Origin of the sequence: Cupriavidus sp. USMAA2-4 (genome assembly GCF_001854305.1) — a bacterium.
Classification (GTDB): domain Bacteria; phylum Pseudomonadota; class Gammaproteobacteria; order Burkholderiales; family Burkholderiaceae; genus Cupriavidus; species Cupriavidus malaysiensis.
The window spans coordinates 2397615-2412438 of the sequence record NZ_CP017748.1 but is presented as its reverse complement, the minus strand read 5'-3'; the positions used below and the strand labels follow the sequence as shown (position 1 = coordinate 2412438).

The 14824-nt window shown below is 73.2% G+C and carries 13 protein-coding genes; 4 read left to right on the top strand and 9 right to left on the bottom strand.

The genetic code is table 11. From position 1 onward, the window contains the following. Positions 1–54 precede the first annotated feature (54 nt). From BKK79_RS40290 to BKK79_RS10600, 8 genes are all read right to left on the bottom strand, one after another. Complete coding sequence (locus tag BKK79_RS40290) at positions 55–294, bottom strand: hypothetical protein (RefSeq protein ID WP_157128419.1); 240 nt, start codon at positions 292–294, stop codon at positions 55–57. Next, positions 287–523, bottom strand: a complete 237-nt coding sequence (locus BKK79_RS10630; protein ID WP_071010575.1) for a hypothetical protein — start codon at positions 521–523, stop codon at positions 287–289. The genes BKK79_RS40290 and BKK79_RS10630 overlap by 8 nt, the downstream gene beginning before the upstream one ends. Before the next feature lie 159 nt (positions 524–682). Continuing rightward, positions 683–1549 (bottom strand): anti-sigma factor, encoded by an 867-nt coding sequence (locus BKK79_RS10625; protein ID WP_157128418.1) that lies wholly within the window; start codon positions 1547–1549, stop codon positions 683–685. Next, positions 1539–2141, bottom strand: a complete 603-nt coding sequence (locus BKK79_RS10620) for an RNA polymerase sigma factor (RefSeq protein ID WP_071037678.1) — start codon at positions 2139–2141, stop codon at positions 1539–1541. Before BKK79_RS10620 ends, BKK79_RS10625 begins: the two co-directional genes overlap by 11 nt. Positions 2142–2261: 120 nt before the next feature. Beyond that, positions 2262–2783 (bottom strand): dethiobiotin synthetase, encoded by a 522-nt coding sequence (locus BKK79_RS10615; protein WP_084084665.1) that lies wholly within the window; start codon positions 2781–2783, stop codon positions 2262–2264. Next, complete coding sequence (locus tag BKK79_RS42305) at positions 2780–3343, bottom strand: lecithin retinol acyltransferase family protein (protein ID WP_442873227.1); 564 nt, start codon at positions 3341–3343, stop codon at positions 2780–2782. The genes BKK79_RS10615 and BKK79_RS42305 overlap by 4 nt, the downstream gene beginning before the upstream one ends. 167 nt (positions 3344–3510) lie before the next feature. After that, positions 3511–4440: an alpha/beta hydrolase gene (locus BKK79_RS10605; protein WP_071037677.1), complete on the bottom strand. Its 930-nt coding sequence runs from the start codon at positions 4438–4440 to the stop codon at positions 3511–3513. Positions 4441–4590: 150 nt separating this feature from the next. Beyond that, positions 4591–5370 carry an AraC family transcriptional regulator gene (locus BKK79_RS10600; RefSeq protein WP_071010578.1) on the bottom strand — a complete coding sequence of 260 codons (780 nt, stop codon included), beginning with the start codon at positions 5368–5370 and terminating at the stop codon, positions 4591–4593. A gap of 279 nt (positions 5371–5649) precedes the next feature. On the opposite strand from BKK79_RS10600, the gene BKK79_RS10595 reads away from it, so the two are divergent. Next, the gene (locus tag BKK79_RS10595; protein ID WP_071010579.1) at positions 5650–6720 is read left to right on the top strand and encodes a helix-turn-helix transcriptional regulator; all 1071 of its coding nucleotides are present in this window, start codon (positions 5650–5652) and stop codon (positions 6718–6720) included. A 20-nt stretch (positions 6721–6740) separates the two neighbouring features. Here the strand turns inward: BKK79_RS10595 and BKK79_RS10590 are convergent, their stop codons facing one another. Further along, positions 6741–7496 carry a hypothetical protein gene (locus BKK79_RS10590; RefSeq protein ID WP_071010580.1) on the bottom strand — a complete coding sequence of 252 codons (756 nt, stop codon included), beginning with the start codon at positions 7494–7496 and terminating at the stop codon, positions 6741–6743. 299 nt (positions 7497–7795) lie between these two features. Between BKK79_RS10590 and BKK79_RS10585 the strand changes: the two genes are divergently transcribed. The 3 genes from BKK79_RS10585 to BKK79_RS10575 are packed head-to-tail and all read left to right on the top strand — an operon-like array spanning position 7796 to position 14503. Next, positions 7796–10534: a PD-(D/E)XK nuclease family protein gene (locus BKK79_RS10585; protein ID WP_198173272.1), complete on the top strand. Its 2739-nt coding sequence runs from the start codon at positions 7796–7798 to the stop codon at positions 10532–10534. Next, on the top strand, positions 10531–14052 hold the full coding sequence (locus tag BKK79_RS10580) for a UvrD-helicase domain-containing protein (protein WP_198173271.1): 3522 nt from the start codon (positions 10531–10533) through the stop codon (positions 14050–14052). Before BKK79_RS10585 ends, BKK79_RS10580 begins: the two co-directional genes overlap by 4 nt. Before the next feature lie 37 nt (positions 14053–14089). Then, positions 14090–14503, top strand: a complete 414-nt coding sequence (locus tag BKK79_RS10575; protein WP_071037676.1) for a hypothetical protein — start codon at positions 14090–14092, stop codon at positions 14501–14503. The last annotated feature ends 321 nt before the right edge of the window (positions 14504–14824 follow it).

Here is a 14824-nt window from a genome sequence, read left to right as displayed (position 1 = left end):
CCCCGAAATGGCGCGCTATGCCAGCGCGTCGTCGAAAGCGGGCCCTCTCCGGCGTCAGCAGCGGCCCGATGTCCGTTTCGTAGACATGGTGCCCGCTGTCGATGAGCAAGCCGGGTCGTCCAACATCGACTCGCCGGTCTTGTGGCCGCATCTGCCTTTCGATGCGATGGCCATGAGGATGCGGGGCTCGAAGCCGTGCACCGCACAGGGCGTCATGTGCATGAAGCAAAGCCAGCCCCGCAGGGCTGGCTTTTTTTCCGGGTGCAATCGATGCACCGCCGGCAGTTCAGTCATGCGCCCCGTCGGTGTACGGGTCGCGCGGATCATTGGTCCTGGCGCTGTCGGCATAGACATCGAACTTGCCGGCCTTCGCGCCATCGGTGTAGGGATCGCGCGCGCCGGTGCGATAGGTGATGCCGGCGCGGTTGTCGGCGGCGCGCGTGCCGTCGTGCAGGCCGGCGGCATTGGCATCGGCGGCGATGGCCGCCAGGGCGGCGATGGCGATCGGGATCAGGATTTTCATGATGCGCTCCAGGTGAGTGGTGATGACTTCCGCGGTGCGCTGCCTCGACCTTGTCGCGGGCATCGCGCCGGGGCATGGCGGCCGCGCCGGTTGCCGCGGGTGTCGCAGCGCGCGGCGGCGGGTGGGCCATGCATCCGTAGGACCGGGCCGGCGGCGGACTTATTCCCTCGGATCGCCGACGGCGTCGCGCAAGGCCTGCGCGAACGCGCGCACGTGCGCCGGCTCGGCGTCGCTGATGGCCCAGAAGTCCATGCCGGCCGCGCACCAGCGCACCATCGCGTAGCCGTCCGCCGAGCGGTTGGCGGGCGTGCAGGCGCCCTCGGCGGCGGGCAGGACATAGAGGTCGATCGGGTGCCGCTGGTCGCGATAGACCAGCACCGCGACACGGCGATGCGCCACGTAGTCCATGCGACCCCCTGTCAGCGGGAAGCCGCGGGTCGCCAGGTCGACCACGGGCGGCGCATAGTCGAGGCGGCCGTTGAACCATGGCTTCACGGTATGCTGGTCCGTCGACACCACGTCGACCGCATGCTGGGACAGCAGCGCGCGCACATGGCTCGCCACGATCTCCTGGCCGAGCCGTTCGTCGTGCCGCGCCGGCACCGGCGCGAGCAGGGCGAACAGCAGCGCGGAGGCGGCAAGCCCGGCCAGGCCGCCGCCTGCCCAGGGCAGCGCGGGGCCGATGGCCGGACGCAGCCATGGTGTCCCGCGCGGCCATTGCTGCAATGGCCGTGATGGCTGCCATTGCGGGCGTTGCCATTGCGGCCAGCGCAGCCAGCGCAGCCAGCGCAGCCAGCGTGTGCGGCGCGGCTGGCGTGCCGGATCCGCCTGATCTGCCTGATGTGGCAGGTCGTCCCGGCGGGCATCGCCGGCCAGCCGCGCCATCACGCGCGCGCGCAAATCCGGCGGCGCGCGATGATAGAGCGAGTCGTCGCGCAACAGTTCATGCAGCAGTCCGTGCAGTGGTTGGTTCAGCCGCTCATGCTGCTGCGCAGGCAGCGGGCGGCCGGTGGGGTCATGGCTCATGATTTGCTCCCATCGGATGGCCGGATGCCGGCGCGCGCGCCAGCGCGGCGCCGTCCGCCTGCGCGGCACGCAGCGCGGCGCAGAGCAGGTGGCGGCCGCGCGACAGCCGCGACATCACGGTGCCGAGCGGAATGCCGGCGATGCCGGCGATATCCCTGTAGCTGAGGTCTTCCAATTCGCGCAGCACCAGGACCTCGCGGTACTCCACCGGCAGTTGTTCGAGCGCGTGGTGCACCAGGCGGCTAGCTTCCCGGCGCATCACCAGGACCTCGGGATCGCTGCCGATGCCGTCGACCCAGCCCGGCAGGCGCGTGTCGCCGTGCAGGGTGTCGTCGTAAGGCGTGCCGTCGGCGGCATCGCTGCGCCGCCGCCATTCGGTAAACCAGGTATTGCGCACGATGGCGAGCAGCCAGGCGCGCGCGTTGTCGCCGCGGAAGCTGTCGAAGAAGCGGAAGGCGCGCAGGCAGGCTTCCTGCACGATATCGTCCGCCTCGCTGGCGCTGCCGCTCAGCCAGCGCGCCAGGTTGTAGGCGGCATCCAGGTGCGGCAACGCCACCTGCTCGAAGCGGCGGGACTCGTCGGTCGGGGCCACGGCATTCTCCTGTCCCTCATACCTGTCTTACCGGGCGCGGCCGCGCGCTATTCCCGCAGCGGCCGCCACAGCCGGCACCGGCGCGTGCGGGGCGCCGCTTGCGGCGCCCCGCACGATGGACTACGACTCAAGCAGGTAGTCCGGCACCACCTGGGTGAGCCGCAGCACGCCCTGCGGATCGAAGTAGAAATGCATGGTCGCGTACGACACGTTGTCCTCGGCAAAGCGGTAGCTCCATACTTGGCGCCGCATGCGCGGGAAGCGGCTGGTGTCGACCGGCTTGCCGTAGTGGGCCAGCACGTCCTGCATGGTCCACTCGCCGACCTTGGCTTCGCCGGCCTCCGCGCCGCTCAGCATCGGATGCACGCGGATCACGTGCCCGGAGGGGTCGAGGCTGGCGGACCACTTGGTCTGGCTCGGCCCGGGGTAGAGCCAGCGCTGGGAGCCGTCGGGCAGGCGATAGGTTTCGCGCGGCGGTCCGAGCCTGGCCTGCAGCGCGTCGCTGCCGGCGCCGGGCGCCACCGTGCGCCAGGCGGGATCCGCGCAGGCGAACAGCAGCGGCAGGGCGCACAGCGCCAGCCACAGTCCCGCGCGGCGGGGGCGCGGCGCATGGGTGGATCGGGTCAGGGAAGCGGGCTTCATGATGGCACTCCGACGGTCTCAGTCTGGTTGAGGAAGGCCTCCCCCGTGGCCGCGTGAAGGCCCGGCTGCCTGGTGGCGGCGCGGGCGGGCAGCAGCCGCACGCCGGCGCCTGCCGGTGGCCGCTTGCCGCGATAGGCCTCGCGATAGGCCTCGCGATACGCCTGGACCAGCCGCACCGCCCGGCAGAGCGCCGCGCGCGGATGGCAGTGCCAGTCCCGCACCTGCTCGCTGCGGCTTTCGCCGGACAGGCACCAGGTGCAGAAGTGCTCGCAGTTGTTGCTCAGGAGCCGGTAGTCGTTCTCGTCGAGCCGGGAACGCGCACGCCGCACCACCTCCGGGCCCGGGTAGCCGGGCCGGGGATCGGCGTCGATCCACACGGGCTGGCCGGCGGTGAAGCCGGCCAGGGCCACTTCCTCCACCGGTCCGCGCTGCAGCGCGCCGCCGAATCCCGCGTAATGCACGACCTTGCCGTCTCCCACGTAGATGCCGTGGTGGCAATAGCCGCAGCGCAGCGTGACGAGGTGGGTGCCGGGGGCCGGGGGGAAGTGGGGGTCGGGCATGGTGCGCTCCTCGCGGGTGGAGGTGGCCGGCACCGACGGCGGCATCGCCATGGCGGCGTTGCTGTCCGTGCCGGCACCTGTATGACGCCGGCAGGACGGGATTTATTCGCGCGGCGGTTCAGGCTGGCGGGGCCGCGCCGCCCTCCGCCGCCCTGCGCCGGCGCCGCTCAGCCCAGGTGCTGCACGAACCAGTCCCGCGCCGCCGCGATGGCGCGCCCGGCATGCGTGGTGTAGGGATCGAAGTGCCCGCCCGGCAGCAGGCACAGCCGCTTCGGCTCCAGCGCCCGTTCGTAGGCCGCCAGCGCCAGGTCGGTCGGGGTCACCGTGTCGTGCCCGGCCACCACCATCAGCAGCGGGGTCGGGCTGACGCGGTCGATCCACGCGCCCGGCTCGTACTCGCTGGCCAGCTCGCTGGAGCGCAGCGTGACGCGGTTGTCCCAGCCATCGGCCAGCGTCCAGGCCGCGCTGTAGAAGGCCTGCGCGTCATCGCTGCCGTAGATGCCCGCCTCGCCGTCCTGGTCGATCACGCGCCGGTAGCGCGGCGGCTCGCCGCGGTAGCGCGCCGCGCGGTCCTGCGCGAAGGCCGCGCGCACCGCGTGGAGCTGCGGCCCGGCGCGGCGCAGCAGGCTCTGGTAGCCGCTGATGGTCGGCACCTGTGCCACCACGCAGCGCACGCGGCGGTCGTGCGCGCCCACGGAGATGGCGTGGCCGCCGCTGTAGCTGGAGCCCCACACGCCCACGCGCGCCGGATCCACCTGCGGCAGCGCCATGGCCCAGCTGATGACGTCGCGCAGGTCGTCCACCTGCTGACGCGGATCGATTTCGCCGCGCAGCGCGCCGCCGCTGCGGCCGAAGTTGCGGTGGTCGTACAGCACCACCGCGAAGCCAGCCTCGGCGAAGGCCGCGGCGAAGCGGTCGAGATACAGCTCCTTGACCGCCGCGAAGCCGTGGCTCATGACGATCAGCGGGGCCGCTGCCGCGGATGTAGTCGATGCTGCTGCGGTCGCTGCGGCCGGCAGCGCCGGGAGGTAAAGCCAGCCATCCAGCTCGATGCCGTTGGCCGGGATGCGGTGCGATTCACGGGTGGGTCCTGCCATGTCGGCTCCTGCTTGCGTGGGTAGCGAAGGGATGCCGCCGCGCGGCGGGCCCGTGCCGAAGAGGCCGGCCCACGCGGCGAAGCGATACCCCGCAGCATAGGCCGCCGCGCCCGCCCCGTCTGCCGCCGGCGCGCCACGAACTTGCGCGGATCAGCCAGCCTGGCGCCGCAGCTCGCGCGGCGAGTACCCGGTCAGCCGCCGGAAGGCCGTGGCGAACGCCCCCGCCGAGCCATAGCCCAGGTCCGCCGCCACGCGCGCCACCGCCTCGCCCTCGCGCAGGCGCGGCATGGCGGCGAACACCCGCGCCTGCTGCCGCCACAAGGCGAAGCTGGTACCGAACTCCGCCTGGAACAAGCGCGACAAGGTGCGCGTCGACGCCCCCACCAGCCGCCCCCACGCCTCCAGGCCACGCTCGTCGCCCGGATCGTGCAGCAGGCCCAGGCAGATCTTCTGCAGGCGGCCGTCTCTGGGCATGGCAAGCTGCAGCGGGATCGCCGGCGCCAGCGCCAGCTCGTCCAGCAGCAACTGCATCAGGTGCGCCTCGCGCCCATCCGCCGGCGTCGCCCGCGTCACCGGCCGCGCCTGCAGCACCAGCTCGCGCAGCAGCGGCGCCACCACCAGGCTGCGCGGCTGCGCCGGCATGCGCGCCGCGCACAAGGCCGGCGCCACGTACACCGTGCGCAACGCCACCGCACCCCGCGCGCGCAAGCGGTGCGGCACGCCGGCCGGCATCCACAAGGCCTGCTGCGGCGAGATCACCCAGAAGCCGTCTGCGCAGCGCAGCTCCATCACGCCGCTCACCGCATGGATCAGCTGCGGCGCCTCATGCCAGTGCTCGGGCATCTCGTGGCCGTCGGGGTAGGCGCGGGCGACCGGCTGGAGCAGGGTGTCGGGGGTGGGGAGGACGGGGAGGTGGGTGGGTGGGGGCATGGTCGGCGGGGCGGATGGGGCGCGACTATCGTCTCATGGCTTGGCAGGGGCTGTCGTGCGTTCAGGGAGCGCTCGGATGCGGTGGAGGGCGCCCTGCCGGGCGTGTCTCGCTCGCACACTGCCGCGGCATCGTCGCCGTGCCGATAGTCCGATGCACCCCCCCGATCAGGAGGGGGCCGATTCCCCTAAAGCCGCACGCCCGGCCACCGATACTAAATGCCGAGCCCACGGCATTCCGCCCGGCATCCCGCCGTACCAGGGCCTAGCCAAAGACCTGCCATGGCCACCTCTTCCCTCTGGCCCGAGCTCGAGAACGACATCCTCGCGCGCATGCCCTCCGCGGCCGAGCAACCGATCGCCTCGGGCGAGCTGATCGACCGCGTCCAGCAGCTGCATCCGCGCCAGCCGCCCAGCCGCGACACCATCCGCCGCGCGCTGGAGCAACTGGAGCTGGAGGGCTATGTCGGCAAATCCGGCGAGGCACGTGCCCGCAAGTGGTGGAAGACCGGCAAGCCGCGCGCCGCGAACGGTGTGGCGCGGCGCCCGCCGCTCGAACTGGCGATCGCGCTGCTGACTCTGCAGCGCCACGCGCCCAATCACCTGCCCAGCCACGTGACCGGCCTGCTCACCGAGTACTTCACCGGCGCCGAGAAGGTGCTGCAGGAGAGCCCGGTCGATCCCACCCTGGTCGACGCGCGCGCCTGGGCCACCAAGACGGTGCGCATCGATGCCGGCTATCCCTTCGTCTCGCCGCCCGTCGAGAGCGGGATCCTGAACGAGATCCGCCGCGCCCTGTACGCGACCAAGGTGCTGTCGGTGTCCTACCGCAACTCGCGGCTGGAGACCGCGGCGCCGGCTTCGTACGAGGTGGTGCCGCTGGCGCTGGTCGAACGCGGCCCGGTGCTCTACGTGGTGGCGAGCCGGCGCAGCAGCAGCACCGGCGCCTTCCGCCGCTACCAGCTGCGCCTGGACCGTTTCGTCGACGCCACCTGCACGGATGTGCCCGGCGAGCCCGATCCCGCCTTCGACCTGGACGCCTACGTGCGCCACAACCAGTTCTTCTCCTTCTTTCCGCAGGAGCCGATCCGCATCGCGCTGCGCGTGCGCGAGGACGTGGGCCTGCGCGACCGCTTCCGCGAGCAGCGTCTGTCCGACGACCAGTGCATCGAGGAAGAGGCCGGCGGCTTCCGCCTGAGCGCGACCGTGATCCCCTCGGTGGAACTGCGCAACCTGCTGATGGAGCGCGCCGCGCGGGTCGAGGTGCTGGCCCCGGCCGAGCTGCGCGCGGAAATCGCGCAGGGCCTGCGGCAGGCCTGCCGCTACTACGACGACCTGCCGGCGCAGCCGTGAAGCGCGCGCGGCCACCCTGCTCAGAACGGTGCCAGCGGGGTGGCGGGCCAGGGATAGACCACGGTGAACTCGGCCGACAGGTCGAGCGAACCGGTCTGGCGCCGATGCAGGCGCAGGCGTTCCCGCATCTGCGGGCGGAAGGTCTCGACCAGGTCCACCACATGCGTCTGCGCGGCCACCAGCACGCGGCGCGGCGCGGCGTAGGCGCGCTCGCAGGCGGTCCACAGCACCTCCATGGTGCGCTTGGCCAGCGCGTCGCGGTCGGTGCCCTGTTCCCGCGTCAGCACGCACAAGGCATTGGTGGCGGCCAGTTCCTCCAGGCCCACGGGCAGGCCGGGCTCGGCCGACAGCATCGGCTCGATCGCCGTGCGCGCCAGGATGTTCAGCGCCGTGGCCAGGCTGCGCTCGCCCGCCAGCACCCAGCAGCCGACCCGGTCGAGCGGCAGGTGCTGGGTCGAGCCCAGCACCAGGGCGATCTCGACAGTGCGGCGCTGGCGCGCCTTGCGCATGGCGTCCACCGGGCCCATCGCGTTCCAGCGCGCACCGCCGAACACGCCGCTCAGGCGTGTGGCATCCACCAGGTGGATGACGATATCGGGCCGGCGCGCCGCGCGCTCCTCGACGCCCCATTGCAGCCGGCCGTCGAGCGAGTCCAGGTCCGGCAGCAGGCCGGCGGCCTCGGCCTCGGAGAAGCCCCAGCGGCGCAGCAGGATGCGCTGCGCGACGGCTTGCGGTTGGACGTTGTGTACGGTGAGATGGGCATCGATGCGCGACATAGACGGATTGGCTCTCCCTCGGATTGGATGAGGCCAGTGTGGCGCGGCATCTGCGCAAGGCGTGCGCAGATATCCGCGCAGAATGCAGGGCAGGCGGGAGAGGGCGGACAGGTACCGCCAGGCACGACCGAGGGCACTACCGAGGGCACTACCGAGGACACCAGCGGGCGCATGCCGGTGACGCTGCCGGAGCGCCGGTCCATGCCGCCGGTACAGAAGACGCAGCCAACGCAGCCAACGCAGCCAACGCGGAACATGCCGGCCACGCCATCGCGCGGGGCCGGCCAGGAGGACAGCTTGTGAACACCAGACCACGGCATACCATCGTCACGCAAGGGCGCCTCGCCCTGCGCGGGCAGCGCCTGCGCGCCGCGCGGACGCGCGCACAGGGCGTGCAGATCGTCGATATCGAACAGCTCGCCGCGCGCCTGGCCGGCGGCTTCATCGCGCCGCTGGACGACGACACCCTGCGCGCCGCCATCCAGGCCGTGCTGCCCGGCACGCCGCTCGGCGAACTCGACGCCATCAAGGACCTGCCCGGCATGGTGGGCGCCGCCGCCGACACGCTGCGCAAGGCCTGGCGCGCCGGCATCGACCTGCAGGCGCGCGCCGGCGAACACGCGCGGTTGCAGGCCATGGCTGCCCTGGAGCGCGCCGTGCTGGCCCAACTGCCGCCGGGCATGCTCCACCCGCCCGCGCTGGCCGCCGCCGCCCAGGCACGCCTGGCGCACGCCCCGGCGCTGCTCGGCCGCGTCGACGTGGATGGCCTGGCCGACCTGCCGCCCTGCTGGCGCCCGCTGCTGCTGGCGCTGGCCGCCGTGCTGCCGCTGCGCTGGCTGGCCGGTCCGCGTCCGCTGCCGGACTGGCTGGACGGCAGTGCGGTGGCGGTCGAGCGCAGCGCGCCCTGCACGCCGGCGCGCAGCGTGGTCAGTGCCGCCACCGCGCAGCACGAGGCCATCGAAGCAATGCGCTGGGCGCGCGCGCTGCTGGCCTCCGGGCAGGCGCGCCCGGAGGAGATCGCCATCGCCGCGGTGACCCCGGCCGACTATGACGACCACTTCCTCGCGCTGCGCGCCGACAGCGGGCTAGACCTGCACTTCGTGCATGGCGTGACGGTTGCCGCCAGCCGCGACGGCCAGGCCGCCGCCGCGCTGGCCGACGTCCTGCTGCGCGGCCTGAGCCAGGCGCGCCTGCGCCGCCTCGCCACCCTGTGCGCCGGCGGCGCGGGCCTGCTGGGCCGCCTGCCCGAGAACTGGGCGCGGGCGCTGCCGGCCGACGCGCCGCTCAGCAGCGCCGCCGCCTGGACGCGGCTGCTGGACCGCCTCGGCGCCACCGGCACCACCGACGGCACCGACGCCACCGGCGCCAGCGAGTGGCCGGAGGCCAAGGCACTCGGCGCCACGCTGCGCGCCGTGGTGGCGCTGCTGTCGCGCGGCCATGACGGCGCGGCCGAGGCCGGCGAGGCGCTGCTCGGCGGGCGCGCGCTCGCCATCTGGCGCCGCGCCCTGCTGGCCGGCCCGGCGGCAGCGCTCGACGTCACGCTGGCCGGGCTCAAGCAGGACGACGGCCTGGAGGCCTGCGTGTGCGCCGCCTGGATGCCCGCCAGCGCGCTGGCGTCGGCGCCGCGCCGCTTCGTGCGGCTGCTCGGCCTCAACTCCTCGCACTGGCCGCGCGGCCGCGCGGAAGACCGCCTGCTGTCCGATCACATCGTGCCGGCGGCCGAGCTCGATCCGCTGCCCGTCGCCGCCGCCGACCGGCGCGACTTCGGCATCATCCTCGCCACCACCGAGAGCGAGGTGGTGCTGTCGCGCGCACGCCGCGACGGCGAGGGGCGCCTGCTGGGCCGCAGCCCGCTGCTGCACGGCCAGCCCGACGAAACCTATCTGCGCCGCAACGCGGCACCGGCACAGGCCTGCAGCGAGGGCGACCGCCTGCTGGCCCGCCCCGACGAATTCGCGCGGCTGCCGCAGGCCGAGGCCGCGCAGCGCTGCTGGCTCGACTGGCAGCTCGCCGAGCTCACGCCGCACGACGGCCTGGTGCGCGCCGGCCATCCCGCGCTGGCCGCCGTGCTGGCGCGCCCGCAGTCGGCCAGTTCGCTCAGCCGCCTGCTGCGCAATCCGCTCGGCTACCTGTGGCAGTACGGTCTGGGCTGGCGCGCGCCGGAAGACGGCACGGAGCGGCTCACGCTCGATCCGCCCAGCCTGGGCAACCTGGTCCACCTGACACTGGACCTGGCCCTGCAGGCGCTGGAGGCACAGGGAACGCAGGGAACGGAGGAAGGGGGGCTGGCTGCCGCCAGCCCGCAGCGCATCGCCGCCGCCGTGCAAGCGGCCGCGGCCGAGGCCGCGCGGCAATGGGAGGCCGGCGAGGCCGTGCCGCCGGCGCTGATCTGGCGCCGCACCCTGGAAGACGTGCGCGCCATCAGCACCACCGCGCTGGCCGCCAGCCAGGGGCGGCTGCCCGCCGCGCGCGCCTTCGGTGAAGTCCCGTTCGGCGGCATGGCGCCCAAGACCGGCAGCGCCGTGCCCTGGGACCACCAGGCCAGCGTCGAGATCCCCGGCACCGGCCTGCGCATCCGCGGCTATATCGACCGCCTCGATATCTCCGGCGACGGCCGCCGCGCGCTGGTGCTCGACTACAAGACCGGCGCCGTCCCGGACACCGGCAGCGAGGGCAAGGAGAAGCCCTTCGTGCTCAACGGCGGCAAGGAACTGCAGCGCTGCCTGTACGCCTTCGCCGTGCAGGCCCTGCTGGGCGACGGCGTCGAGATCAGCGCCGCGCTGCTCTACCCGCGCGACGGCGTCGAGCTGGTGCTGGACGATCCGCAGGGCACGCTGGATACCGTGGTGGCCAGCCTGCAGGCCGCGCGCGACGCGCTGCTGGGCGGTGCCACCGTGATCGGCATCGACAGCGGCAGCGACTACGACGACCTGGGCTTCGCCCTGCCGGCCAATGCCAAGGCCGGCTACCTGCGGCGCAAGCTCGCCGCCGCCACCGCACGCCTGGGCGACGCCGCCCGCATCTGGGAAGCCGCATGATGACCACCGCCACGCCTGTCCTCCTCGACCAAGCCGCCCGCCGCACCGCCATCGCCGCGCATGAGCGCTCCCTGCTGGTGGAAGCCGGCGCGGGCTCCGGCAAGACTGCCGTGATGGCCGGCCGCATCGCGCTGCTGCTGGCGCGGGGCATCGCGCCCGCGCACATCGCCGCGGTGACCTTCACCGAGCTGGCGGCCAGCGAATTGCTGATCCGCGTGCGCGAGTTCGTCGCCGCGCTGGCCTCGGGCCACGTGCCGGCCGAGATGCGCGCCGCGCTGCCCGCCGGTCCGGATGCCCGCCAGCTCGAACACCTGCAGGCCGCCAGCCACGCCATCGACGAGATGACGTGCTCCACCATCCACGGCTTCTGCCAGCGCCTGATCCGGCCCTATCCGGTGGAGGCCGGCATCGACCCCGGCGCCACGCTGATGGACCGCGACCAGGCCGACCTGGTCTACCGCGAACTGGCCGACGCCTGGCTGCGCGCGGCCCTCGCCGATGCCGGCGCAGCGGGAGCGGCCGACCCGCATGGCGGCAGCCTGCTCGCCCAGCTGGCCTGGCGCGAGCCGGCGGCCACCGTGGCGCTGGCCGGCAAGGTGCTGGACCTGCTGCGCCAGCATCGCCAGGCCGGCGTGCGCGCGCCCGAGGCACTGGCGCCGCGGCTGGCGGCCTTCCGCGCCGCGGTGCAGGACTTCCAGGCCTTGCTGGCCGAGTGCGCAACGGTGGACGAAGCCGAGACCGCCGCCATCGTCGCGGGGTTTGCCGGGATGGCGCAGGCCATTCCCGCGCGCTGGGAAGGACACGGCAACGAGCACGCCGCCCAGCAACTGGCCGCGCTGGTGCTCACGCGGCCCGCCGCCGTGCTGCTGACGGCCAGCGGCGGCTTTGCCGCCTACAAGAAAAAGGGCAAGTGGAGCGCCGCCGCGCGCGCCGCCGGCCTGCGTGCCGCCGACGGCGAGGCCATGGCCCAGCGTGCCACCGCCTGCTATGCCGCCTGCCGCGATGCCTGGCTGGCGCTGCAGCAGCACACCGCCTCGTGGGTGCTGGCCGGCCTGGTCGAGGCCCTGCGCCCGGTCGCCGACCAGTTCCGCGACTACAAGCGCCAGGCCGGCCTGCTCGACTTCGATGACCTGATCCACGCCGCGCGCGACCTGCTGCGCGACCACGAGCCGGTGCGCCGCGCGCTGGCCGGGCGCTTCACCCACGTGCTGGTCGACGAGTTCCAGGACACCGACCCGCTGCAGTCGGAGATCTTCTGGCGCCTGTGCGGCGAGCCCGACGCCGGTGGCGATGGCGCAGATGGCAGCGAAGGTGGCGAAGGCGACGCGGACTGGCGCGGCTACCGCATCCGCCCGGGCGCGCTGTTCCTGGTGGGCGATCCCAAGCAGGCCATCTACCGCTTCCGCGGCGCCGACGTGGCCGCCTACGTGGAGGCGCGCACCGCCTTCGCGCGCCAGGACGGCGACAGCGTGCTCGCCATCGCCACCAACTTCCGCTCGCGCGCCACCATCCTCGACTGGGTCAACGCGCGCTTCGCCGACCTGCTGTCGGAGGCGCAGGGCCAGCCCGGCTTCACCGCCCTGCAGCCCTTCCATGCCGATGCCGGCGAGCGGCCCTGCGTGGCCGCGCTGGACGTGGCGGCCGCCGACGAGGACGGCGCCGCCAGCGCCGAGCAGCAGCGCGATGCCGAGGCCGAAGCCGTGGCCGAGCTGTGCGCCCGCCTGATCGGCAGCGAGCCCGTCGTCGACCGCCGCAGCGGCCAGGCCCGCCCCTGCCGCCCCGGCGACATCGCCCTGCTGGCCCCCACCGGCAGCGAACTGTGGCGCTACGAAGAAGCGCTGGAGCGGCGCGGCGTGCCGGTCGCCACGCAGGCCGGCAAGGGCCTGTACCGGCGCCAGGAGATCCAGGACCTGATCGCCGTCACGCGCGTGCTGGCCGACCCGCGCGACACGCTCGCGCTGGGCGCGCTGCTGCGCGGGCCGCTGGTCGGCCTGAGCGAGGAAGAGCTGCTCGATATCGTGTGGGCGCTGCCGCGCACCGACGAGGAGATCGCCGCCGGCAAGCTGGCCGCGCTCACCCTCCACCTCGAGGCGCAGGCCATCGTCCATCCGCTCGCACGCCACATCGTCGAGACCCTGCAGGCGCTGCGCCGCCGCGCCAACGCCACCACCCCGCACGCGCTGATCGCGCAGGCGGTCGAGGCGCTGCGCGTGCGCCCGCTGCTGCAGCAGCGCCACCGCGGCCAGGCCGAGCGCGCGCTGGCCAACGTCGACCTCTACCTCAATCTCTGCCGCGCCTACGCGGTGCGCGGCCTGCGCGCGCTGGCCCAGGCCATGACCGCCGCCTGGAGCGACGAAGCGCGCGCCCCGGAAGGCCGCCCCGACGCGCAGGAAGAGGCGGTGGCGCTCTACACCATGCACGCCGCCAAGGGCCTCGAATGGCCGGTGGTGGTGCCGATCAACACCATGACCCAGGTGAAGGCGGCCGACAGCACCGTGGTGGAGCGCCATACCGGCCATCTCTTCTGCCCCGTCTTCGGCACCGACCCGGTCGGCCTGGAGGCCGCGCGCCAGGCCGAGCAGGACGAGCTGCAGCGCGAGCGCCTGCGCCTCTGGTACGTGGCCGCCACCCGCGCGCGCGAACTGCTGGTGCTGCCGCGCCTGGACGTGCCGCCGCCGCGCAGCAACGCGTGGATCGCGCTGCCGCAGTTCCCGCTGCAGGCACTGCCCGCGCTCGACCTGTCCCACCTGCCTGCCGACCCCGGCGCTGGCGGCCTCGGCGCCGCCGAAACCGCCAGCGCGCAGACGCTTGAGGTCTTCGCGCAGCAGGCCGCAACCATCGCCGCCGGCCGGCGCCGGCTCGCCTGGGTGGCGCCCAGCCGCGACGAAGGCGCCGGCACGCCGCTGCTGCGCCCGGTCGACACGGAGCGCATCGCCAGCAGCCTCGACGACGCGCCGCCCGCCGCCGCGTCCGATTGCGCGCAGGCGACGGGGCCGGACGAGGTGCAAGGGCCCAAGGTGCAGGGCGGCCGCGAGCGCGGCCTGCTGATCCACAAGCTGCTCGAAGAAGTGCTGAACGGCGAAACCGCCGACGCCCCCGACACGCTCGCCGCGCGCGCCGCCGAGCTGATCGGCATGCTGGGCCTGCCGCCGTGCGCCGACCCCGCCCGGGGTCCGGCGGCCGTGGAGATCGCCGCCAGCGTCGCCCGCACCCTGGCCCTGCCCGAGATCGCCGCGCTGCGGCCCGCACTGGTGCCCGAGTACGCGCTGTACGCGGCCACCGCCTGGGACGACCAGGAAGAAGCCACCGCCGGCATCGCCGACGCCATCGCCTTCGGCGACGACGGCCGCCCGCAGGTGGTCATCGACTGGAAGAGCGACGTCGATCCCGCGCCGCAGACCGTCGAGCACTACCGCGCGCAGGTGCGGCAGTACCTGGCCATGAGCGGGGCGCGGCGGGGGCTGATCGTGATGGTGACGTCGGGGCGGGTGATCCAGGTGGAGAGCTTCCGCGCATGACAAGCACACCACGCCAGAGCGCCAGCAGGAGAACACCATGCCCCAACTGATCGAACACATCGACGCCATCGCCCGCCGCAAGCAGCGTGACGTCCTCTATCTCTCCTTCTTCGACGACGACGCCGACTGGCGCCGGCCGGGCAACTGGCGGGCCAACCCCACGCGTGCCCAGGTCATCGACTGGCTGGACGCCAACGGCGTCGGCTGGTGCGAGTGCGGCGAGATCGCCAGCGAAACGGCCATGCGCAGCTATGGCGGCACGCTCTATCTCGACGTGCCCTTCGATCTCGCCGACCCGGCCTACCAGGCGCTGGCCGCCTTCTTCGAGCATCCCGATGGAACGTTGCGCCTGCCCGGCATGAAGTTCTGGGCGGTGTCGCTCGAAGCGGCCATGCGCAATGCGCACCATGACGAGCCGGGGTTCTGGGAGGCTTGGGCGGAGCGGTTCTGAGGGAGGTTGGACTTGGTGATGCGTTTGCCTGCACCGGGATCGCAGCGAGACATCGCAGCGATCGCCTGGTGGGTTGATCCGGGCCTGACAAGGCCGATTTTCCAAGAGGAGACAAGAAGATGAGTCAATGCCGATTCTGCGGTTCGCGCAGCTATGGCAGTGGTTGCACCTACAGTCCGCACAAGCGTCACGAACACAATGGCGACGAAAAGAAGTGCGAGTTCTGTGGATCGAGCAGCCATGGGCGGGGTTGTACCTACAGCCCGACCAAAACGCACCGACATGGCAGTGGCAACAACAAGTGCCGCTGGTGCGGTTCCA

Excerpts from the sequence above, each read along its gene's own strand:
- BKK79_RS10625 (WP_157128418.1), bottom strand. The coding sequence starts at position 1,549 with ATGAGCCATGACCCCACCGGCCGCCCGCTGCCTGCGCAGCAGCATGAG.
- BKK79_RS10600 (WP_071010578.1), bottom strand. The coding sequence starts at position 5,370 with ATGCCCCCACCCACCCACCTCCCCGTCCTCCCCACCCCCGACACCCTG.
- BKK79_RS10580 (WP_198173271.1), top strand. The coding sequence starts at position 10,531 with ATGATGACCACCGCCACGCCTGTCCTCCTCGACCAAGCCGCCCGCCGC.
- BKK79_RS10595 (WP_071010579.1), top strand. The coding sequence starts at position 5,650 with ATGGCCACCTCTTCCCTCTGGCCCGAGCTCGAGAACGACATCCTCGCG.
- BKK79_RS10590 (WP_071010580.1), bottom strand. The coding sequence starts at position 7,496 with ATGTCGCGCATCGATGCCCATCTCACCGTACACAACGTCCAACCGCAA.
- BKK79_RS10605 (WP_071037677.1), bottom strand. The coding sequence starts at position 4,440 with ATGGCAGGACCCACCCGTGAATCGCACCGCATCCCGGCCAACGGCATC.
- BKK79_RS10615 (WP_084084665.1), bottom strand. The coding sequence starts at position 2,783 with ATGAAGCCCGCTTCCCTGACCCGATCCACCCATGCGCCGCGCCCCCGC.
- BKK79_RS10630 (WP_071010575.1), bottom strand. The coding sequence starts at position 523 with ATGAAAATCCTGATCCCGATCGCCATCGCCGCCCTGGCGGCCATCGCC.
- BKK79_RS40290 (WP_157128419.1), bottom strand. The coding sequence starts at position 294 with ATGACTGAACTGCCGGCGGTGCATCGATTGCACCCGGAAAAAAAGCCA.
- BKK79_RS42305 (WP_442873227.1), bottom strand. The coding sequence starts at position 3,343 with ATGCCCGACCCCCACTTCCCCCCGGCCCCCGGCACCCACCTCGTCACG.
- BKK79_RS10575 (WP_071037676.1), top strand. The coding sequence starts at position 14,090 with ATGCCCCAACTGATCGAACACATCGACGCCATCGCCCGCCGCAAGCAG.